This is a genomic window from Acetobacter sp. DmW_125128 (assembly GCF_008704325.1).
Classification (GTDB): domain Bacteria; phylum Pseudomonadota; class Alphaproteobacteria; order Acetobacterales; family Acetobacteraceae; genus Acetobacter; species Acetobacter oryzifermentans.
The window spans coordinates 1-20671 of sequence record NZ_VHOP01000021.1 but is presented as its reverse complement, the minus strand read 5'-3'; the positions used below and the strand labels follow the sequence as shown (position 1 = coordinate 20671).

The 20671-nt window shown below is 52.7% G+C and carries 18 protein-coding genes, 1 tRNA gene, 1 pseudogene and 1 riboswitch; of the genes and pseudogenes, 14 read left to right on the top strand and 6 right to left on the bottom strand.

The window, feature by feature from the left end:
* Window positions 1-178 (bottom strand): annotated as a pseudogene (locus FKW19_RS16005) (carbohydrate porin); the annotation flags it as partial.
* A 118-nt stretch (window positions 179-296) separates the two neighbouring features.
* Window positions 297-517: riboswitch (cobalamin riboswitch) on the bottom strand.
* A 117-nt stretch (window positions 518-634) separates the two neighbouring features.
* On the opposite strand from FKW19_RS16005, the gene FKW19_RS08860 reads away from it, so the two are divergent.
* Together FKW19_RS08860 and gabT are read left to right on the top strand one after the other, a co-directional pair.
* The gene (locus tag FKW19_RS08860; RefSeq protein WP_035351858.1) at window positions 635-1582 is read left to right on the top strand and encodes a LysR substrate-binding domain-containing protein; all 948 of its coding nucleotides are present in this window, start codon (window positions 635-637) and stop codon (window positions 1580-1582) included.
* Window positions 1583-1742: 160 nt separating this feature from the next.
* Window positions 1743-3029: a 4-aminobutyrate--2-oxoglutarate transaminase gene (gene gabT, locus FKW19_RS08855; protein WP_089179759.1), complete on the top strand. Its 1287-nt coding sequence runs from the start codon at window positions 1743-1745 to the stop codon at window positions 3027-3029.
* 365 nt (window positions 3030-3394) lie between these two features.
* Here the strand turns inward: gabT and FKW19_RS08850 are convergent, their stop codons facing one another.
* A complete protein-coding gene (locus tag FKW19_RS08850; RefSeq protein ID WP_089179760.1) occupies window positions 3395-4051 on the bottom strand; it encodes an endoglucanase in 657 nt (218 codons plus the stop codon).
* A 3-nt stretch (window positions 4052-4054) separates the two neighbouring features.
* A complete protein-coding gene (ruvX, locus tag FKW19_RS08845) occupies window positions 4055-4519 on the bottom strand; it encodes a Holliday junction resolvase RuvX (RefSeq protein ID WP_006115432.1) in 465 nt (154 codons plus the stop codon).
* An 80-nt stretch (window positions 4520-4599) separates the two neighbouring features.
* Between ruvX and gatC the strand changes: the two genes are divergently transcribed.
* The 4 genes from gatC (at window position 4600) to FKW19_RS08825 (ending at window position 8020) form a co-directional block, all read left to right on the top strand.
* Window positions 4600-4887, top strand: a complete 288-nt coding sequence (gene gatC / locus FKW19_RS08840) for an Asp-tRNA(Asn)/Glu-tRNA(Gln) amidotransferase subunit GatC (protein WP_035351843.1) — start codon at window positions 4600-4602, stop codon at window positions 4885-4887.
* A complete protein-coding gene (gatA, locus tag FKW19_RS08835; RefSeq protein WP_006115434.1) occupies window positions 4887-6374 on the top strand; it encodes an Asp-tRNA(Asn)/Glu-tRNA(Gln) amidotransferase subunit GatA in 1488 nt (495 codons plus the stop codon). Before gatC ends, gatA begins: the two co-directional genes overlap by 1 nt.
* Window positions 6371-7825 carry an Asp-tRNA(Asn)/Glu-tRNA(Gln) amidotransferase subunit GatB gene (gene gatB, locus FKW19_RS08830; RefSeq protein WP_063354737.1) on the top strand — a complete coding sequence of 485 codons (1455 nt, stop codon included), beginning with the start codon at window positions 6371-6373 and terminating at the stop codon, window positions 7823-7825. Before gatA ends, gatB begins: the two co-directional genes overlap by 4 nt.
* A 102-nt stretch (window positions 7826-7927) precedes the next feature.
* Window positions 7928-8020, top strand: a tRNA-Ser gene (locus tag FKW19_RS08825).
* 65 nt (window positions 8021-8085) lie between these two features.
* Here the strand turns inward: FKW19_RS08825 and FKW19_RS08820 are convergent.
* Complete coding sequence (locus FKW19_RS08820) at window positions 8086-9879, bottom strand: ABC transporter ATP-binding protein (protein WP_089179761.1); 1794 nt, start codon at window positions 9877-9879, stop codon at window positions 8086-8088.
* Window positions 9880-9946: 67 nt separating this feature from the next.
* On the opposite strand from FKW19_RS08820, the gene nth reads away from it, so the two are divergent.
* Entirely contained in the window at window positions 9947-10804 is an 858-nt protein-coding gene (gene nth, locus FKW19_RS08815) for an endonuclease III (protein WP_089179762.1), read from the top strand.
* Between the two features lie 43 nt (window positions 10805-10847).
* Here the strand turns inward: nth and hemH are convergent, their stop codons facing one another.
* Window positions 10848-11876, bottom strand: coding sequence for a ferrochelatase (gene hemH, locus FKW19_RS08810; RefSeq protein ID WP_063354739.1), 1029 nt, complete (start codon window positions 11874-11876; stop codon window positions 10848-10850).
* A gap of 2 nt (window positions 11877-11878) precedes the next feature.
* A complete protein-coding gene (gene mutY, locus FKW19_RS08805) occupies window positions 11879-12952 on the bottom strand; it encodes an A/G-specific adenine glycosylase (RefSeq protein ID WP_089179763.1) in 1074 nt (357 codons plus the stop codon).
* Between the two features lie 10 nt (window positions 12953-12962).
* Here mutY and FKW19_RS08800 point away from each other — a divergent pair, with 10 nt between their 5' ends.
* The 7 genes from FKW19_RS08800 (at window position 12963) to holA (ending at window position 20252) form a co-directional block, all read left to right on the top strand.
* Window positions 12963-13499 carry a DUF721 domain-containing protein gene (locus FKW19_RS08800; RefSeq protein ID WP_089179764.1) on the top strand — a complete coding sequence of 179 codons (537 nt, stop codon included), beginning with the start codon at window positions 12963-12965 and terminating at the stop codon, window positions 13497-13499.
* Between the two features lie 187 nt (window positions 13500-13686).
* Entirely contained in the window at window positions 13687-13908 is a 222-nt protein-coding gene (locus tag FKW19_RS08795; protein WP_006115441.1) for a hypothetical protein, read from the top strand.
* Between the two features lie 71 nt (window positions 13909-13979).
* Window positions 13980-15074: a transglycosylase SLT domain-containing protein gene (locus tag FKW19_RS08790; protein WP_089179978.1), complete on the top strand. Its 1095-nt coding sequence runs from the start codon at window positions 13980-13982 to the stop codon at window positions 15072-15074.
* 239 nt (window positions 15075-15313) lie between these two features.
* Window positions 15314-15850 (top strand): DUF3576 domain-containing protein, encoded by a 537-nt coding sequence (locus FKW19_RS08785; RefSeq protein ID WP_006115443.1) that lies wholly within the window; start codon window positions 15314-15316, stop codon window positions 15848-15850.
* 59 nt (window positions 15851-15909) lie between these two features.
* Entirely contained in the window at window positions 15910-18528 is a 2619-nt protein-coding gene (gene leuS, locus FKW19_RS08780) for a leucine--tRNA ligase (protein ID WP_089179765.1), read from the top strand.
* Window positions 18528-19223 carry an LPS assembly lipoprotein LptE gene (locus tag FKW19_RS08775; protein WP_089179766.1) on the top strand — a complete coding sequence of 232 codons (696 nt, stop codon included), beginning with the start codon at window positions 18528-18530 and terminating at the stop codon, window positions 19221-19223. Before leuS ends, FKW19_RS08775 begins: the two co-directional genes overlap by 1 nt.
* Before the next feature lie 15 nt (window positions 19224-19238).
* A complete protein-coding gene (gene holA, locus FKW19_RS08770; protein ID WP_089179767.1) occupies window positions 19239-20252 on the top strand; it encodes a DNA polymerase III subunit delta in 1014 nt (337 codons plus the stop codon).
* Window positions 20253-20671 lie beyond the last annotated feature (419 nt).

The following is a 20671-nucleotide window of genomic DNA, read 5'->3' as shown; positions in this document are numbered from 1 at the left end:
CCGGGTCAATCTGTTCAATCAAAGGCCCAGAATTGCCTAACCGACGACGATCCTGCTCAATCTGCGTCTCCTCACCATGCGCTAAGGCAGGCAAGTTGCCCAACACACCTCCGGCCAGAAGCAAGCAATGCAGAGAATACGGAAATTTCTTCCAAGTTCTGTTTGTAAAGATAGGCATTGTTACGCTTCACCGTGCAGCGTGAAGGCAAAACAACAGGAAGAATTAAAGGAAAAACCTGCCAAAGGCAGAGGAGTAAGCATAGTACACTATCCACCTCCGATTCCCTCGCCCGGCGGTTAAACAAGACAACAACGGCAGGTCTCCTGACTTGCGGGTCATCGCACGTTACTCAGCCTTCCCGATGCTGCCATCAGTGGCTGCCACTTTAAAGCGACCAAGGAGTAATATGCTCTCCGCCTACAGTTGCGAGGGCAGTTGCCGACTTGGTTCTGATACAGAACCTCCGGCATTCCCTTTCAAACCCGCTTGCGCGGGACCGTTGCAAGATGGCGCAACCCTTACCTTATTTTTGCCTCACATTTCAATCTTTGCCTGAATTGCATGGATAACTCTTGCCAGCAGCCGCATTTTAACCCACCAGTTCCTCCACACCTTACCCCTGACTGGCGGCTTATGGACCAACGATACCGCATTCCACCTCTTGCCATGCTCAACGCCTTTACGGCGTTTGCACGCACAGGCGGAATTAGACGCGCCGCAGCAGAGCTGCGTGTGGATCACGCAGCCATCAGCCGCCATATTCGAGATCTGGAAAATATTCTGGGCACCCCTTTGCGGGATAAGGAAACAGGCACCCTTACATTAGCAGGCCACACCTATTATTCCCGCATAACCCCACTATTAGAAGAACTGGCCACAGCTACGGCAGATATTCGCAACCATACGCCGCCCCTTACCATTACCTGTGCGCATGGTTTTGCTTACCATTGGCTGCTACCACGGCTTTCCACTTTTCGGCGCGCACATCCTCAACTAGAAATTATGCTGCGCCCGGTAGATGCCAACACGGCGTTCCATGTTACCGGCGTGGAAACAGATAATCATGCTCATATCGGCTATGTGCGAGATGATGCGCCGTTAGCAGAACCCCGCAACACACGCAGCATGATTATTGCCCGGCCTGATGTTTTTCCGGTAGCTGCCCCCCTCTGCCTGACAGAACTGGGAGGACAGCCCCGCACAACAGCAGATTTACTCCGCGCACCCTTGTTGCAGGAAGAAGATGAAGCCGAATGGAAACTTTGGTTTCATGCGCAGAATGTTGCCTGCACAAAACTGCCTGCCGCAACGCGCCTTTGGCAGGCCCACATCACACTGGCTGCTGCCCGCGCGGGAGAAGGGATTGCTTTGGGCAATATTTTCCTGCTGGGGAATGATCTTGAAACAGGCCATCTGGTGCGGGTGCAACCAACGCAAACCCCACTGCGAGAAGTAGCTTTGGGGGCTTATCTTCTGCGCGCGTCCACAGCCACGTGGGAGAAAAAATCCCTCATCACATTCCGAAACTGGCTTTTGGAACAGGTGGAACTGGAAACGCAGAACACCCCCTCTCTGCCCTAATGGCAGCTAAGCATTGTGCGGAACGGTATATATGCTCTCAAAGAGTGGTGACCTTTTATCACCACAGAGGCAACAAAAAATCTCCTCCCCCTCCTGTGTGAAACATTTTACGGAACAGAAATAACTTTGCCCGCAACATAGTTCCCGGGAGCCCGTATTAATGGCCACGAATAAAGACCTTCTGAACCGCCGCACCCATGCTGTGCCACGCGGTGTTGCCACCTCCACCCCCGTTTTTGCAGATCGCGCAGAAAATGCTGAACTATGGGATGTGGAAGGCAAACGCTATGTTGATTTTGCAGGCGGCATTGCCGTTCTGAACGTTGGCCACCGCCACCCAAAAGTGATGGATGCTGTTAAAAAGCAGCTAGATCGCTTTACCCACACAGCTTTTCAGGTTTCTGCTTACGAGCCCTATATTGAGCTGGCCGAAAAGCTGAACGCCCGCGCCCCGTTTTCTGGCGATGCCAAAACCATTTTCTTCACCACGGGTGGAGAAGCAACAGAAAACGCCGTAAAAATTGCTCGCGCTGCAACAGGCCGTAACGGTGTCATTGCGTTCTGCGGTGGCTTCCATGGCCGCACACTGTTAGCTTCTGCGCTTACGGGTAAAGTACTGCCTTACAAAGCACCTTTTGGCACGCTACCGGGCGAAGTGTACCACATCCCTTTCCCCGATAATCATGACATCACGGTGGAAGACAGCTTGAAAATGCTGCACTTCCTATTTGCGGCTGATATCTCCCCCAACAATGTGGCTGCTATTATTATTGAGCCCGTGCAGGGGGAAGGTGGCTTCCGGGTTGCCCCTACAGCACTGCTCAAGCAGCTCCGCGCTATTTGTGATCAGCACGGCATCAAACTGATTGCCGACGAAGTGCAGAGTGGTTTTGCCCGTACTGGCAAGCTGTTTGGAATTGAACATTCCGGCGTAGAACCAGATCTGGTGTGCATTGCTAAATCTCTGGCAGGTGGTTTTCCACTTTCCGGTGTGATTGGCCGTGCAGAACTGATGGATTCTGTTCCTCCGGGTGGTTTGGGCGGCACATATGCAGGTGCCCCTCTGGGTTGTGCAGCAGGTTTGGCCGTGCTGGACATTATTGAGGAAGAAAAGCTGCTTGACCGTGCCAATAACATGGGTGAACGCCTGAAGGCCCGTATTGCAAGCTGGCATAAGCGCACAGATATGCTGCCTATCAGCATGCCGCGTGGGCTGGGCGCAATGGTTGCTTTTGATATTCTGGAACGCCATGCGGGTGTGGAACAACGCAAGGGTTTTGGTTCCAAACTATGTGCCCGCGCCTGTGAAAAAGGTCTGATTTTGCTGGCATGTGGTGTGCAGGGCGCAACAATCCGTATTCTGACACCGCTGACCGCATCTGATGAACTGGTTGATGAGGGTCTGGATATTATCGAACAGATTCTACTGGAAGAAGCAAAAGCCTGATCTGCATTTTGTTGCAGTATTTCAAGCAAAAAGGCGGCCCTTCCCGGGCCGCCTTTTTTGTTCTGTTACCAATTTATAGCATTCATAAGGAGTCACCCTAAATGTAATGTCATAGTCAGGCCATCATTCCTGCTTATTCTTAGAAATAATGACTAAGAAAAGCAGGAGGCCAGAATGACAGCATTTGGTGCATATTGGCTGCAAATACAAAAATCTTTTCGCAAATTACTTCAAGCTTTACTCAATTTAAAAATGCGTAAAGCATCACATATCAAACATTAAGCCTTTCTGTTTCCATCAAAAATAACAAAAAAGCCCGCCTACCCTCAAAGGTAGCGCGGGCTTTTTTGTGCCGTTATGCAGCGTTATTTTTTATCGTCAGAGAACGTCTTCTGGCCCCACCGGCCAACATCGTGCGCAGCGTTCTCTGTGCCTTCCTTGGTTTTGTTCCAAGCGCGCTCTGTCCCTTCACTTGTTTTGTCCCAAGCTTTGCGAGAACCATCCTTGGTTTTATCCCAAACCTTGTCAGTGCCTTCGCTCGTCTTGTTCCAAACTTTATGAGAACCTTCCTTGGTCTTGTCCCAAGTTTTTTCGGTTCCTTCGCGGGTTTTATCCCACGCGTTATGGGTGCCTTCTTTGGTCTTATCCCATGCCTTTTCACTGCCCTCGGAGGTCTTGTCCCAAGCTTTGCGGGAACCGTCCTTGGTTTTGTCCCACACTTTTTCTGTGCCGTTGCTTGTCTTTTCCCAAGCCTTGTTCGTACCTTCCTTGGTCTTGTTCCAAGCATGCTCGGTTCCTTCGCGGGTGTTATCCCACGCGCGACCCAGCACACCTTCTTCAGCGTGAGCGCAAGGCAGGCTCAGAGCAAACATGGCAGCACCCAGCAGAGTTGTAGCGGCCGTCCGAAAAGAATAATTAGACACGAAATACATCCTCTTAAGTGAAAACCTTATCATTAAAGGTAAGTATCCAAAGGCTTTATGGCAAATGTACGCCACATCCGTGGCAGCAGCGCCCAACACGCTTTAACGCGGCAAAGAATCCAGCGCAGCCTGCAAGATATATGCCGCAGCCAGCCGATCCACCATTTCTGCCCGCCGCGCACGGGAAAGATCGGCTTCATCAATAAGCATACGATTCACTGCGGATGAGGAAAGACGCTCATCCCACTGGCACACGGGCAAACCTGTCTGCTCCGAAAGCGCAAGCGCCCAATCTCGACTGGCCTGTGCGGCTGGCCCAAAGGATCCATCCAAAGAAAGGGGAATTCCCACAACCATACCGCCAATTTCGTGTTCTGTAGCAAGATCACGAATAAAGCTGGCCATTTGCCCTAATTTTCCGCGCTTTACTGTTTGAAATGGTGAGGCCACCATGCGGGAAACATCGGAAAGCGCTAACCCCACCTGCTTTTTGCCGGGGTCTATCCCTAGCAGGCGTGCGTGTCTGGGCAGGGTTGCAACAAGGTCTGTCAGGCTAAGCAGTGTCATACGGACGGTATGTTGCCTTTCGCGCGATTATGCTAGGTGCTTTCTTCCTATTGAGATCAAGAAAAGAGGGGTCCGCTTTCATGTCGCTAGACCTTGCGACCACCCGCCGCATTGCCAAACTGGCCCGTATCGGGCTGGAAGAGCATGAGCTTGAAGCCGCACGCCAGAAGCTGAACGGTATTCTGGGCTGGATTGACCAGCTTGCCGAAGTGGATGTGGAAGGCGTTCCCCCCATGGTGGGGACAGAAACAGAAACCCTGCGCCAGCGCGAAGATAAGGTAACAGACGGCAACTACCGTGATGCCCTGCTGGCCTGCGCGCCAGAAACATCTGGCCCCTTCTATACAGTACCCAAGGTGGTGGAATAATGCTAACCGGACTGACGCTCACCCAAGCGCGTGAAGGGCTTGCCGCCCGCAAATTTTCTGCACGGGAGCTGGCCAAAGCCCAACTAGACGCCATTGCCCGCCTCAACCCGGTGCTCAACGCCTATATTACCGTGCTGCCTGAAGAAACCGTATTGGCTGCGGCAGATGCGGCAGATGCCCGCTATGCCGCAGGCACTGCCGGGCTTATGGATGGCCTGCCCATTGGTGTAAAAGATCTGTTCTGCACCAAAGGTGTGCGCACCACGGCTGCCAGCAAAATGCTGGAAAACTTTGTGCCGCCTTATGAAAGCACAGTTACGGCCAACCTACTAAAAGCTGGCGCGGTCTTTCTCGGCAAAACCAATCTTGATGAATTTGCCATGGGGTCTGCCAACATCACCTCGGCTTTCGGGCCAGTGGCAAGCCCGTGGAAGCGCAAGGATGATCCCTCCGCTATACTTGTACCGGGCGGCTCTTCCGGTGGGTCTTCCGCTGCTGTTGCTGCTGGGCTGGGCCTTGCTGCTACAGGCACGGATACAGGTGGCTCCATCCGTCAGCCTGCTGCTTATTGTGGCATTGTGGGGCTTAAACCCACCTATGGCCGTTGCAGCCGCTGGGGCACCATTGCCTTTGCAAGCTCGCTCGATCAGGCTGGCCCTATGACACGCAGCGTGGCAGATGCCGGGCTGATGCTGGAAGCCATGGCTGGCTTTGATGAAAAAGACAGCACCTGCTCCAACCGCCCTGTTCCCGCGTTTAGCAAAGCTGTTGGCAAAAGCGTAAAAGGCCTGCGCGTGGGTATTCCCACAGAATATCGTTCTCCCAACCTGCCTGCAGAAGTTGTGGCCATGTGGGAAAAGGGCATTGCGTGGTTGAAAGAAGCGGGCTGCGAGATTGTGGACGTTTCTCTTCCGCACACCAAATACGGCCTGACCACATATTATATTATTGCCCCGGCTGAATGTTCCTCCAACTTGGCGCGTTATGATGGCATCCGCTTTGGCATTCGTAAGGATGCCCCCACACTGGATGGTGTATATGAGGCCACACGCGCCGCAGGGTTTGGGGCAGAAGTGCGCAGCCGTATCCTGATGGGCACCTATGTGCTTTCTGCTGGCTATTACGATGCCTACTATCTGAAAGCCCAGAAAGTGCGCACCCTTATCAAGCGCGATTTTGAACAGGCGTTTGAAAACGTAGATGTGCTGCTTACCCCTACCGCGCCATCCGCTGCCTTTGCGCAGGGTGAAAACATGGATGACCCGGTGCAGATGTATCTGAACGACATCTTTACCGTACCCGCCAGCATGGCCGGTGTGCCTGCCCTTTCTGTTCCGGTGGGGCTTAATGGCAATGGTCTGCCGCTAGGGTTGCAGGTGATTGGTAAACATTTTGATGAAGAAACCGTGCTGTCTATTGGCGGCGCGTTGGAAGCGGCGGCGGGCTTTACGCACCTTCCGTCCGTACATGCGGGAGCAGGCGCATGAGCTACGTAATTGAAGGTAAAACCGGCCCGTGGGAAATTGTGGTTGGGCTGGAAGTGCACGCACAGGTTATCAGCCAGTCCAAGCTGTTTTCTGGTGCTTCTACAAAATTTGGGGGAGACCCGAACACTCAGGTTAGCTTGGTTGACGCAGCCTTTCCCGGCATGTTGCCTGTTATCAACAAGGAATGCGTGGCGCAGGCCATCCGCACCGGGTTGGGGCTGAATGCCCAGATCAACCTGTTCAGCCGGTTCGACCGTAAAAACTACTTTTACGCCGACCTGCCACAGGGTTACCAGATCAGCCAGTTCGAGCACCCGATTATTGGCACGGGTTCTATCGAAATTGAACTTCAGAGCGGTGAAACACGCCAGATTGGCATTACCCGCCTGCATCTGGAACAAGACGCTGGCAAGCTGCTACATGATCAGGACCCCTCAAAATCCTTTGTGGACCTGAACCGTGCAGGCGTAGCCCTGATGGAAATTGTGAGCGAACCCGATATTCGCGAACCAGAAGAGGCCGGGGCTTACCTGCGTAAGCTACGCCAGATTCTACGCTATCTGGGCACGTGCGATGGCAACATGGAAGAAGGCTCCATGCGTGCAGACGTAAACGTTTCCGTGCGCAAAGCGGGCGAGCCTTTCCGCACCCGTTGCGAGATCAAAAACGTCAACTCCATCCGCTTTGTCATGCAGGCCATTGAGGTGGAAGCCACCCGCCAGATTGAAATCTGGGAAAACGGCGGAGAAGTTGATCAGGAAACACGCCTGTTTGATCCGGGCCGGGGTGAAACCCGCACCATGCGCTCCAAGGAAGATGCGCATGATTACCGCTACTTCCCAGATCCTGACCTGCTGCCATTGGTAGTGGAACAGGCGTGGGTGGATGATCTAAAATCTAAGCTGCCGGAACTGCCAGACGCAAAGCGTGCCCGCTTCCAGAAAGACTATGGCATTCCGTCTTACGATGCTGGCGTGCTGGTTGCAGAACAGGCCGTGGCTGATTTTTACGAAACCGTGGCCAAAGGGCGCGATGGCAAGCTAGCGGCAAGCTGGGTGATTGGTGATCTGTTTGCGGCTCTTAACCGCACCAGCAACACCATTGAAACCAGCCCTGTTAGCGCAGCTTCCTTGGGCAAAATGCTTGATCTGATTGCGGATGGCACCATTAACGGTAAGATTGCCAAGGAAGTGTTTGAAGACATGGTGGAAACGGGTGATAGCCCGGATGCCATTGTGGAACGCAAAGGCCTGCGGCAGGTGACCGACACAGGAGTTATTGATTCCGCCATTGCTGCCATTTTGGAAAAGCATGCAGATAAGGTGGCTGAATACCGTGGCGGCAAAGACAAGCTGTTTGGATTCTTTGTGGGGCAGGTCATGAAGGAAACCAAAGGCAAGGCGAACCCTGCCTTGGTCAATTCGGCCTTAAAAGCCCAGTTAGACGGCTAAAATCTACAATTTAAAAAAATAAGTTTTCAGGGGGTTTGACGGAACGCGTTGAACCCCCTAAAAGCAGCGGTGCAAACGTCGTGTATGTTCGCACTCTTCGGCGGAGGGGTGGCCGAGTGGCTGAAGGCGGCGGTTTGCTAAACCGTTATACGATGTCAAGTCGTATCGAGGGTTCGAATCCCTTCCCCTCCGCCAGAGATAAAAATCTCGATAAACTCCTTATCTGCATATTTTCAGGCTTTTTTGCCCTACTACCCTTTTTAAAGGGACTGCAAATCATACAAGCGACGATACAGCCCATTTTTTTGCTGAATCAGCGTAGCATGCGCGCCATCTTCTACAATTTGTCCGTGCTCAAAAACCAGAATCCGGTCCAGCCCCACAACGGTGGCAAGACGGTGTGCCACAACCAACACGGTGCGGCCTTTCATCAGGCGTTCCATGGCTTCCTGCACCAGCGCTTCCGATTCGGAATCCAAACTGGCGGTTGCTTCATCCAACACCAGTATGGGGGCATCCGCCAAAAAGGCACGGGCAATAGCAATGCGCTGGCGCTCTCCTCCTGAAAGCTTTACGCCACGCTCACCCACCAGCGTTTGATATCCTTCTGGTAGCCTATCAATAAAACCAGCGGCATTGGCTAATTGAGCAGCCTGCGCGATTTGCTCTGGTGTGGCATCTGGCCGACCATAAGCAATATTTTCCGCCAAACTCCGATGAAACAACACAGCTTCCTGCGGCACTAAAGCAATTTTTTCCCGCAAATCAGACTGGCGCACACGCGCAATATCTATGCCATCAATTAAAATTCTGCCTGACTGTGGCACATAAAAACGCTGTAACAATTTAATGAAACTTGATTTTCCCGATCCAGAAGGCCCTACCAATCCAACCCGACTACCAGCAGCAATTGTAACGGAAATATCCGCAAAAAGTGCCCGCTCCTGCCCCGGATATTGGAATGAGACATGTTCAAAGCAGATTTCCCCCGCACTCACCAACAAGGGTAGCGGATAAGCGGGATCTGCCACCGCCGCAGGCGTACGCCACAACGCAAGCAATTCTTCCATTTCATTGACAGATCTCTGCACCACAGAAACCTGTTGCCCAATATCGCGCAGGTAGCCTTGCACCAAAAATGTCATGGTCAGCACATAGGCAACATCACCTGGGCCAGCACGCCCCTGCCACCACAACCAAACAGCTGCGCCTGCCAGAACAAGCCGCATACACATAACAACTGCGGCCTGAATATTGGCGCTATCTGTCCCTCTGGACCAAGTATAAATGGTGGCCTTTCGCCATTGCGAAATAAGTGTTTGTAGGCGGCTTTCTTCGCGCTTTTCTGCGCCAAAAGTTTTAACAACTGCATTGCAGGTGATGGCATCTGCCAGAGCAGCCCCCATGCGGCTATCCCACGCATTGGCAACCCGCGCAGATGGCGCCACATAACGCAGGGTTAAGGTGCAGGAAAGCGCAACAAACAAAACAGAAAGCACACCCAGAATAACCCCCATAAAGGGCCAATGCCACCCCAACACCAAGGTTGTAAGCACCAGCAGGCATGCTTCGGGTATCAGCATTAGAAGCAGTGTATCATCCAGCATATCCACAGCCCACATACCCCGCGTTAAGCGCCGAACCGTGGAACCGGCAAACGTATTGGCATGCCATTCTGCGGAAAGCTTTTGTACATGCGCAAAAGCTTCTGAACCTATTTTCTGCATGACCTGAGTGGTTAGGTGCGTAATGCCCAAATAAGCATATCGCTTTAACAACACATTCCCGAACCCACATGCCGCCATAGCAGCAAGCATCCATAGGGCATCATGCACTTTGCCTGCCTGCGCAGCCGGAGCGGAAACATCCGTCACCAAACGTCCCGCAGCCAGAGGCATAAGCACATCGGCCACTGTAGCTGCCAGAATACTTCCGGCTGTTATGGTTAAGGGCAACGGAAAAGCCACCCAGCGCCGCACCACAAACTTCAGCACATCTACAAAAAGCGATGCCTTACGTCCGGATTTGACATGACTTTCTGAAGTTTGTGACATGATAAAAACCTGAAAAACAGAACCGATGCGCTGTGTATCCTGAGACATAAAGCCCTGCAAATCCGGAATACGCATCAGCATGGACGCCAGACGGGCAGACGCGTTACACTGCCTTATGGTTAAAAAACCCACCACTTCAGCACCCGTAAATTCAGGCAAACCGACTGATAAACCGCGTGTGCAAAAACGCACAACAGCCAAAAAACAGGCTCCGGCAAATCAAAGCAATGGACCTGCTGCTATTGCCCCACGGGATATGACACCTCAGGAAATATACAGTTTTCTGAAAGATCTTTCCCAAGCATGGCCAGATGCTAAAACGGAACTGCTTTACACCACACCTTTTACGCTGCTGGTAGCCGTAGTGCTTTCGGCTCAGGCAACAGATGCCTCCGTCAACCGCGTGACCCCCGCTTTGTTTAAGGCCGCCCCTACTCCAGCCGCCATGGTGGAATTGGGGGAAGAAGAAGTTGGTAAACTTATTCGCACCATTGGGCTATGGCGTAACAAGGCCAAAAATGTTGTCGAACTTTCCCGCCAACTGGTAGCAGATCATCAAGGGGAAGTGCCCGGTACGCGGGATGAGTTGGAAAAGCTGGCTGGTGTAGGCCGCAAAACAGCAAACGTTGTGCTAAATGTTGCGTTCCATAAACCTACCGTACCAGTGGATACGCATGTTTTCCGTTTGGCCAACAGATCTGGACTAGGGCGAGGCAAAACTGTGGAAGCTGTAGAAAAAGCTCTGGAAACCCGCATTCCGCTGGAAATGATCCAGCCTTCTCACCACTGGATGATTCTTCAGGGAAGATACGTTTGCAAAGCCAGAAAACCTGAATGCTGGCGCTGCAATGCTAAAACTCCATGCCTGTTTCCAGATAAAACACCAGCACCTCGCGTAAAAGCACCCAAACCCTTAGCCGGATAAAAAAGCCCTGATCCACGCCTCGCTAACGCGGTGGCAAAAACCCTTAGAGCCAGCCAGCAAGTTCCTGACGCGCTAAATCCTCCAGCAAATCTATGCTGGCGGGCGTATCATTCAGGCACGGCACCAGCGTAAACTCCTGACCGCCAGCTTGTATGAATTCTTCGTGCACTTCGTTGCCGATTTCATCCAATGTTTCCAAGCAATCCGCCATAAAACAGGGCGTTACCACAGCAATGCTGGTAATGCCTTTTTCCGGCAAACCGGCAATAAATGGTGCCGTATAAGGCTCCAGCCATTTGGTTGGGCCAAATCGGGATTGGAATGTCATGGGCAGGGTGGTTTCATCTCGCCCCAAAGCCTTGCGTAAGGCTGCAACAGTTCTTTCACATTCAGCCCGATAAGAATCCCCCTTGCGCACATATTCTTCTGGCAAACCATGAAAGGACGCCACAACCATCTGAAAAGGAATATCGGCTTCTGCCTCTGCCAAACGAACAGAATCTGCAATAGCTTTAATAAAAGCTGGCTGATCCGGAAATGATGGAAGGGTGCGTATGGCAGGCTGGTTACGCAAACGCATAAGCGCACGAAACACCTGATCATTGGCTGTTGCTGTTGTTGTGGCACTGTACTGCGGATAAAGCGGCATGCACAAAATGCGGTCACACCCTTTTTCAAGCAATTCCTGCACCGCTTCCGCAATGGAAGGCGCACCATAACGCATCCCCCACGCAACAGGCACGTTTTGTGCCGCAAACCGCTCGTTCAGCGCTTCAGCCTGATGGCGCGTATAAGTGCGTAAAGGGCTTTCATTTTTATGCGTGTTCCATATGCGCGCATAGGCCTTCCCGCTCCTACGTGGGCGCGTTGTAAGTACCACCCCCTGCAAGATAGGTTGCCAAAGCGCTGGAGGCCCTTCTATCACCCGACGATCGGATAGAAACTCGGAAAGATAACGGCGCACGGCCCGATATCCTGTATCATCCGGCGTACCCAGATTAACCAGAAGAATACCAACGCGCGGAGCGGCCTGTGCATGCTGTGGCTGAGGCGGGATATGATGAAAAACCATACTTATAGCTTCTTTTCTTTCAAACAGCTCAAACCTTTTTCAAAGCACTTCTGCATAATAGAAGGTAACGCTGTATCTTTCACACATTCCATGGGCACTAAAAAACCATCACTCACAGCCTGATTGGAAAAGTGTTTTATCTGGGCCACATACACATCCAGATATAAGGTAAAATGTGTAAACACATGCTTAACACGACCTGCTAACGTCCAGTCCGCCGTAAATGGAGCTGCTTGCAGAATCTCTGTTTCGTTCCAGTTTTTTAATCGCCATTCGGTGCCGGGCAGTTCTGTCATGGCTGCCAAAAGCCCCTTCTCTGCTCGTTTACGCAGCAGAATTTGCCCTGCGGCATCTCGCGCAAGAAAAGCTGCGCCAAAACGTACAGGGCGCTCTGCCTTAGGCAGCTTACGTGGCAATTCGGCTGCAATACCCTGTTTATAGGCCGCACATTCGCCTTGCCATGGGCACAACCCACAGGCCGGTGCCCGCGGGGAGCAAAGAGAAGAACCTAAATCAAACAAAGCCTGAGCAAAGTCGGATGGCCGCTCCTGTGCTTCACGGTCCGCATTTAACGTTATGGCCAGTTGTGCCAACTTTTTACGGGCTGGCGGCAAGGGGGCCGTAATGGCAAATAAGCGTGCGGTTACGCGCTCCACATTGCCATCCACAGGCACCACAGGCACACCAAAAGCAATGGCCGCCACCGCAGCCGCTGTATATGGGCCTATGCCTGGCAGGGCACGTAAACCCTGAACATCTTGCGGAAACCCGCCCAGAGCCACCACGGCCTGCGCACAAGCATGCAGATTACGAGCGCGGGAATAATAACCCAGCCCGGCCCACGCCGCCAAAACATCTTCCCTATCAGCACTTGCCAAGGCCTGCACTGTCGGAAACTTTTCTGTAAAGCGTAGATAATATGGAGCAACCGCTTTAACAGTGGTCTGCTGTAGCATGATCTCGCTCAGCCATACCCGATACGGATCTGGATGAGATTGGCCTACAACACGCCACGGCAAAGTGCGGCGGTGTCGGTCATACCAATGAAGCAATGCGTGGGCTGATGGATGTGTCACGGAGGCAGTTATGAAGAAGGAAGCCAACGGCGGCAAGGCTGTAACACCTAAAAGCCGCAGCACACGCCGTACCCCTCAAAAACCAGAAGCAGCACCTCCGCCGCGCGCCAGAAACCTACGCAGCCTTGCAGCACTTCTACCAGCTGTAACGGCACCGGCTTTTCGCCGTCGCTCTCCCACAGGCGCTATGTTGATGAACCAGTGGCCAGATGTTGTGGGCCCGGCACATGCGGCGGTTACAAGCCCGCGCCGCCTTTCTGCTGGCACTTTAACCATTGCGTGCGCTGGCCCCGTTGCCATGGAGCTTCAGCATTTGGGAGATACGTTGATTGCACGCATCAACACATGGTGTGGAGAACCTTTGGTAAACCGCTTGCGCTTTGTGCAAGACCCAGCCGCGGGCATCCGCTCCCGTCCACAACGCCGAAAACCTCAAAAATCTGCAATAACCTGCACACTTCCTGAACTGGAAGAAGGCCCTTTACGGCAGGCCCTGGAAACTTTGGGAGCAGATATTTTGAAAAGTCAGAACAAAAAACGCCTGTAACACAAAGAAAAATCTGCCCAAGTATATTATAATAAAAAAGTTATTTTACGCTTCTGTTCTTGAAATTGACATAATCTTATTGCCTTACAAAGCCCTGTTTTTCAAAAGCTGGGCAAGGCCAAAACCTCTTTCAGGCCTTTGTCTGACAATCAAACAATAAATACAGGATAAGCACAGGATCTGCGCCATGTTGCGTAAACCTAACACGACACCAAACATGACACACCAGAACACAAACATTCCCGCAGGGCATAAAACACGGGATAGCCTGTCCGACTTGCAGTTTCTGCAAGAATGGGTGGCTTCTCCAGCTTATTCCACTGCAAGCGTTTTACGGGCAGGACAGATCCGCCGAACCAACCCGGATCTGGTCCGTAAAGTGGCGGCACAAACACATAAAACGCCGTAAAATACCAGTTCTCCATTATTCGCATAAAATCAGGATTGCATCACACAGGCGCACAGCGCACCATAAGCGCCATGTCTTTGCGTATGGGTTGCTCTTTGCCTGTCTTATTGCGTCAGCAAAAACGGTTTTTAATGGCTTTTGCCAGCCTTGCCATGCTGGCAGGCTGTGCGAACCAGCCGCGCTCCAGTTATAATCCACCCGGCCCCGCCGTAGATAAATGGGGGCCTTACATTCAGGAAGCCTCCACCCGCTTTTCCATTCCTCAGGCATGGATCCGGGCCGTGATGCAGCAGGAATCTGGTGGTCACCAATATATGCATGGCCATCTGACACGTTCTGTGCACGGTGCCGTCGGGCTGATGCAGATTAAGCCAGACACTTACCGCGAACTGGCCAAGCGGTACCAGCTTGGCTCTGACCCCTATAATCCGCACGACAACATTATGGCGGGCAGTGGTTACATCCGCCAACTGTATGACAGATTTGGTTCTCCTGATTTTCTGGCCGCATATAGCTGCGGGCCACAATGCATGGAAAACCACCGCTCACGCCACACGGCCCTGCCCTCATATGCCAAAACTTATCTGGCATCTGTTTCTCCGCACTTGAATGATCCGGTACCAAGCGCCATTACGCCAGCTAGCGCGATTGCCATTGCAGACACGCAAACCCCAACAGCCACCCCGGCTGTAACGGTTGCACCCGCTCAACAAGTTGCCAGCATTGCTTCACCGGGGATCGCGCCACCCATTACCGATGACATACAGCCACCAGCACCTTCCGCCCCCGATACCAGTGCTATTCCGGTATCATCTTCTGCTGATACCCAGCCAGTAACAGACACACCGCCAACTTATCAGGCCGCAAACACTGTGCCAGTTTCTGGGCCAGCAATGGTATGGCAGCAAAATACACCTTCTGGCGGCGCTATTATCCAAATTGGCGCATTTTCCTCGCAGGAGAGAGCACAGCACGCCATTCAGATGGCGCATCAATCCACCCCTGCTCTGGCCGGTGCGGAAGATCACATAGACCGGATTGCCCTTAAAAGCAGCGGGCAATCTGTGTGGCGTTCACGCTTGGCGGGCCTACCATCCGCACAGACAGACACAATCTGCATGTCCTTGAAACAGCAGGGGTTAAACTGTGTTGCCGTGACACGCTGAGCTCTCTTTTATCCCTTCAGCATCAATAGCGTGTTCGTATGTAAGGCATGATTTTTCCTGCCTTGCCCGTGTTTTCAGTATGCGGTTGAACATCTCTCCCCAGCAAATGCTTGGCGGGACAGAACTGAAAGGATATGAGATAAGCAGAATACTCTCTTAACCCCGAAGCCAGACCTGAACATTTGCAAAGGCGACCGGGAAACACGGATACCCAGCGCTGAAGGAGCCGTACCGACACCATGCTTCGTCGTCTCATGCCCTGCCGTCCCGCCGCCAGCCATGTGCCTGCCGGGTTCCGCCGTACCAGCACCCTGCTTACCGCATGTGCGGGTATTGGCCTGTTAGCTGCGTGCTCTTCTGGTGACAGATCAGACAATGGTCTGACAGCACCGCGCAACCATCTGCTGGCCGAAGATCGCGGAGCATCTGGTGGTGATGCGGAACTTAAAGGGGGTGTAAACGCCTATCTGTGGCGCGCAACCCTTGATACCCTCTCTTTCCTGCCGGTTTCTACCGCAGATGCAGAAGGCGGTATTATCCTGACAGACTGGTACACCCCGCCTGCTGCCCATGATGAGCGCTTTAAGGTAACTGCCTTTATTCTGGACAAACGCCTGCGTTCCGATGCCCTGCGTCTGAGCGTGTTCCGCCAGATCAAGCAAGGGGAAGAATGGGTGGACACACCGCCTGCTCCCAATACTGCATCTGATATTGCAGCACGCATTCTCTCCCGCGCACGTAAGCTGCGGGCCGATAATGGCAACCGGGATAGCTAATTTTATCCCAGCGCCTTTTTCCACATTCCCTTTCATTAGGTCTCAGACACAGAATATTCATGTCCCAGTCTTCCAGCACGCCCACGCCCTATGATTTCAATACGGTTGAACCCAAATGGCAGAAAGCCTGGGCAGATGCCGATATTTTCACCGTTCCGGATGCCCCCCCAGCGAACAAACCCAAATACTATGTGTTGGAAATGTTCCCCTACCCGTCTGGGCAGCTACATATGGGCCATGTGCGCAATTATGCACTGGGGGACGTGATTGCCCGCTATAAGCGGGCACGTGGTTTTTCTGTGCTGCACCCTATGGGGTGGGATGCATTTGGCCTACCTGCAGAAAACGCAGCGCGCGAACGTGGCGTACACCCCAAGGAATGGACGCTGAACAATATTGCCACCATGCGTGGCACATTGCAGCGTCTAGGCTTTTCTCTGAACTGGGATAGAGAAATTGCAACCTGCCTGCCGAACTATTACGGCAAACAGCAGAAGCTCTTTTTAGACTTTCTAAAAGGCGGCCTAGTTGAACGGCGCGAAAGCTGGGTCAACTGGGACCCGATCGATCAAACCGTTCTGGCAAATGAACAAGTTGTAGATGGCAAGGGCTGGCGTTCTGGTGCCCCCATTGAAAAAAAGCAGCTTTCACAGTGGTTCCTGAAAATCACAGATTTTGCCGAAGATCTGCTGAACGGTTTAAAAACGCTCGATCGCTGGCCAGAACGCGTGCGCACCATGCAGGAACGCTGGATTGGCCGGTCTGAAGGGGCAAAGCTGCGTTTCTCCCTGCATCAACCCCCGGCTGGGCTTGATGAAAATCTGAACGCAGTAGAAGTGTTCACCACCCGGCCAGACACGCTTTTTGGCATGTCTTTTCTGGCTATCGCCCCGGATCATCCTCTGGCGGCCTGGGCTGCTCAGCAGAACCCACAAGCGGCAGAATTTGTGGCGGAATGCCGCCGGCTTGGCACATCCGTAGAAGCTGTAGAAACCGCTGAAAAACGCGGTTTTGATACAGGCCTGCGGGTCAACCATCCGTTTATGGATAAAAGCTTCCCGGTCTGGATCGCCAATTTTGTGCTGATGGATTACGGCACAGGCGCGCTGTTTGGCTGCCCGGCTGGTGACCAGCGCGATCTGGACTTCGCGCATAAATATAATCTGCCTGTCACACCTGTTGTTTTGCCTGCTGGCAAAGATCAGGCAGATTTTGCCATCACCACCACGGCCTATACAGGCGATGGCACCATGATCAACTCCGGTTTTCTGGATGGTCTTTCCACCGCAGAAGCTCGGAAAGAAGCCATTTCTCGGCTAGAAGGGCTGGGCATCGGGCAAGGTGTGGTGAATTGGCGCCTGCGTGATTGGGGCATTTCCCGCCAGCGTTATTGGGGCTGCCCTATCCCCATTATTCACTGTGCAGAGTGCGGCCCGGTTGCCGTGCCTGATGAGCAACTTCCTGTGGAGCTGCCGGATGATGTCTCTTTCGACAAACCCGGCAACCCGTTGGACCATCACCCCACATGGAAGCACACCACCTGCCCGAAATGCGGCAAACCAGCCACCCGCGAAACAGACACGTTTGATACGTTTGTAGATAGCTCGTGGTATTTTGCCCGTTTTACAGCACCGCACGCGCCCACCCCAACGGTAAGAGCTGCGGCCGATGGCTGGCTGCCTGTTGATCAGTATATCGGCGGGATTGAGCACGCTATTTTGCATTTGCTGTATGCGCGCTTCTTTACCCGTGCCATGCACCGCACAGGCCACTTGGATGTGGATGAACCCTTTGCCGGATTGTTCACGCAAGGCATGGTAAGCCATGAAAGCTATAAGGATTCATCAGGCAACTGGCTGTACCCAGAAGAAGTAGAACGCACAGCCCAAGGCTGTGTGAAACGCGGCACCACCGAACCCGTAACCGTTGGTCGTGTGGAAAAAATGTCCAAATCCAAGCGGAATACGGTTGCGCCTGTTGCAATTATTGAACGCTTTGGCGCCGATACCGCCCGCTGGTTTGTGCTGTCTGACAGCCCGCCTGAACGAGACATGGAATGGACAGAAGCTGGTGTGGCCGGTGCGGCCCGCTTTAGCCAGCGCTTGTTCCGCACCATTCGCACAGTTGCACAGGATATTCCTGCCACAACAGAATGCCCAACAGACATCGATCGTCAGGCTGATACGCTACGCCGCACCACACACCGCACCATTGCTGCCGTAACGGAAGCTCTGGAAGGTTTTGCCATTAACGTGGCTGTGGCGCGTATTCATGAACTGACATCTGCTCTGGCAGAAGCTGAAAAGTCTGCAACTGTTTCCGGCATGGCATTTGCACGCCGTGAAGCTGCACAGACACTGTGCCTCCTTTGCGCCCCCATGATGCCGCATCTGGCTGAAGAAATGTTTGCTCTGGTTATGCCGTCTGCTGGTTTGGCTGCACAGCAATCTTGGCCAGAAGCTGAACCAGATCTGCTTACAGCAACGCATATTACCATTGCTGTGCAGATTATGGGTAAACTGCGCGGCACGATTGAAGCGCAACCGGATGAAGATGCCGCAGATGTTGTTGCCCGCGCAGAAGCCGAGCCCAACGTGGCACGACTTCTGGAAGGCAAACGCATTGTTAAACGCGTTCATGTTCCCAACCGTATTGTTAACTTTGTAACGGCAGGCTGATGGTTCATTCCCGCTTTTTCCTACGTTCCGCGCGTCTTGCTCTGGCAATCACGCCTCTGGTTGCGTTGCCAGTTGTGCTGAGCGGTTGTGGCTTTCAGCCTCTGTATGGAGAAAGCGGGAAGAACAACGTAGATGTGAATGCAGAACTCAAAGACATTTACGTTGCCAACATACCAGAACGCACTGGCCAGCAGTTGCGGCTGGCCTTGCAGCAGCAAATGTCTGCGGATGGGCCAGAAGACCCCCATAAATACACACTTATTGTGATGCCATCCTTCAATGCAGAAGCGATCGACATTCAATCAGACAACACATCTGGGCGCACCCGCATTACAGGGCATGCCCACTGGCAATTACTTACCGTAGCGCAGAACCCCACGCTGCTGGCGCAGGGTGATACCACCACAATGGATGGTTACACCAACACATACGAACAGTATTTCGCCCAGACATTGAACAACGAAACAGCTATGGGACGCGTAGCCCAAACCCTTGGTGAACAAATTACCCAACAGGTTTCTACGTGGTTCCGCACTCAGGCTGCTCCGGCAGTCTCGCGGGATCAAGGGCCGAAAGCCTTTTATCCTATTCCTACAGCCATGCCAGAATCAGACAAAGAAGTGCCTATGGAACAGGAAGGTGCTGATGCAATTCCAGATATGGCTACTGGGCGTGGTGGGCCGAGCCAGTATTAAGGCGACTTTTATTTCATGAAGATAGACGCCCGCAACCTATCCCGCGTTCTGGCTGATCCTGGAGCATGGCGTATTCTTCTTCTACATGGTGAAGATACAGGGCTTATTAAAGAACGCGCTCAGGACGCTGTTATCAAAATAGCTGGATCAGCAGATGATCCATTCCGGGTTGCAGTGCTTGATCGTGAAACGCATGACAAACTGATGGAAGAGGCTACGGCACTTTCTCTTATGGGTGGGCGCCGCGTGGTGCGTGTGCGTGATGCATCCGACACCGTACTCAAACCATTAGAAGCCTTTCTGGCTCAAAGCAGCGATACTCTTATTATCCTAGAAGCTCCGGGCCTTTCATCGCGCTCCAAGCTACGTAACTTTCTGGAAAAACACGCCAACTGCGCCAGTATTGGCTGTTATCCTGAAGAAGGTCGTAATCTCGAATCCTCCATTACGCACATGCTGACAGAACATAAGGTACGCATTGCTTCTGATGCCTTGCATTGGCTGACTAGTCGGCTTGGTGCAGACCGTGCCGCAGCGCGTAGTGAAATAGAAAAATTGTGCTTGTATGCCGGTGATTCTGGCAGCCTGACGCTAGATGATGTTCGAGCAAGCATAGGAGATGCCGGTAGCGTTTCCTTGGAAGATGCTGCCTTTGCTGCCACAGAAGGCAATCGTATTGCCGCAGATACGGCCCTAGAAAGAGCATTAGCTGAAGATACAAGCCCCATTGCCATTGCGAGATCTTTTCTAGGGCATCTGCATAGGCTCCGCCGTGTAAGAGCAGCTATGGCCGCAGGGGTTAGTCGGAGTGATGCGGTTAAAGCGCTACGTCCCCCGATTTTTTTTAAACGCACAGCAAGTTTTAACAAAGCATTAGAGTTGTGGTCTCTCCCGGCTCTTACCAAAGCTGTGGAAGAAACACAGGCACTGGAATATGCCTGCAAACAAACAGGCAGCCCCGATGCGCTGCTGTGCCGACGGTACGTTTCCACTTTAACTGCACGGGCAGCCATGCAGGCGAGACGGTAGACCTGTTCGTTTTATCACTTGTTCGTATCAACCTCTTTCAGTATACGAAAAGCGTGTGTCCGCGTAGCTCAGCAGGATAGAGCACAGGATTCCTATTTAATTGGGCACTATAATTGGAAACATTATAGTGAATCTGCTCAAAGTCGGGGAACGCTTAATCTGGGAAACAGATTGTGCCAATCCCGAGCCAAGCCTTGTACTTTAATACAGAACAAGGAAGGTGTAGAGACTGGACGGGCGGTGCCTAAGAACCTGAAATTTTAGGTTTATGGCAAAGGGACAGTCCAGACCACGAACGTTGCATGGTATCATGCAACGGCAGTGAAAACTGAAGTGGTATGAATCCTGGGGCCGTGGGTTCGAATCCCGCCGCGGACACCATTATGTATTATTCTAGTGATTTAGACGCCTGTTGAGGC

Coding starts and splice junctions, on each gene's coding strand:
- hemH (WP_063354739.1), bottom strand. CDS start 11,876: ATGGTTTTTCATCATATCCCGCCTCAGCCACAGCATGCACAGGCCGCT.
- FKW19_RS08800 (WP_089179764.1), top strand. CDS start 12,963: ATGAAGAAGGAAGCCAACGGCGGCAAGGCTGTAACACCTAAAAGCCGC.
- gatA (WP_006115434.1), top strand. CDS start 4,887: ATGCTAACCGGACTGACGCTCACCCAAGCGCGTGAAGGGCTTGCCGCC.
- leuS (WP_089179765.1), top strand. CDS start 15,910: ATGTCCCAGTCTTCCAGCACGCCCACGCCCTATGATTTCAATACGGTT.
- gatB (WP_063354737.1), top strand. CDS start 6,371: ATGAGCTACGTAATTGAAGGTAAAACCGGCCCGTGGGAAATTGTGGTT.
- FKW19_RS08790 (WP_089179978.1), top strand. CDS start 13,980: ATGTCTTTGCGTATGGGTTGCTCTTTGCCTGTCTTATTGCGTCAGCAA.
- ruvX (WP_006115432.1), bottom strand. CDS start 4,519: ATGACACTGCTTAGCCTGACAGACCTTGTTGCAACCCTGCCCAGACAC.
- FKW19_RS08775 (WP_089179766.1), top strand. CDS start 18,528: ATGGTTCATTCCCGCTTTTTCCTACGTTCCGCGCGTCTTGCTCTGGCA.
- FKW19_RS08860 (WP_035351858.1), top strand. CDS start 635: ATGGACCAACGATACCGCATTCCACCTCTTGCCATGCTCAACGCCTTT.
- FKW19_RS08785 (WP_006115443.1), top strand. CDS start 15,314: ATGCTTCGTCGTCTCATGCCCTGCCGTCCCGCCGCCAGCCATGTGCCT.
- FKW19_RS08820 (WP_089179761.1), bottom strand. CDS start 9,879: ATGTCACAAACTTCAGAAAGTCATGTCAAATCCGGACGTAAGGCATCG.
- holA (WP_089179767.1), top strand. CDS start 19,239: ATGAAGATAGACGCCCGCAACCTATCCCGCGTTCTGGCTGATCCTGGA.
- FKW19_RS08795 (WP_006115441.1), top strand. CDS start 13,687: ATGTTGCGTAAACCTAACACGACACCAAACATGACACACCAGAACACA.
- gatC (WP_035351843.1), top strand. CDS start 4,600: ATGTCGCTAGACCTTGCGACCACCCGCCGCATTGCCAAACTGGCCCGT.
- gabT (WP_089179759.1), top strand. CDS start 1,743: ATGGCCACGAATAAAGACCTTCTGAACCGCCGCACCCATGCTGTGCCA.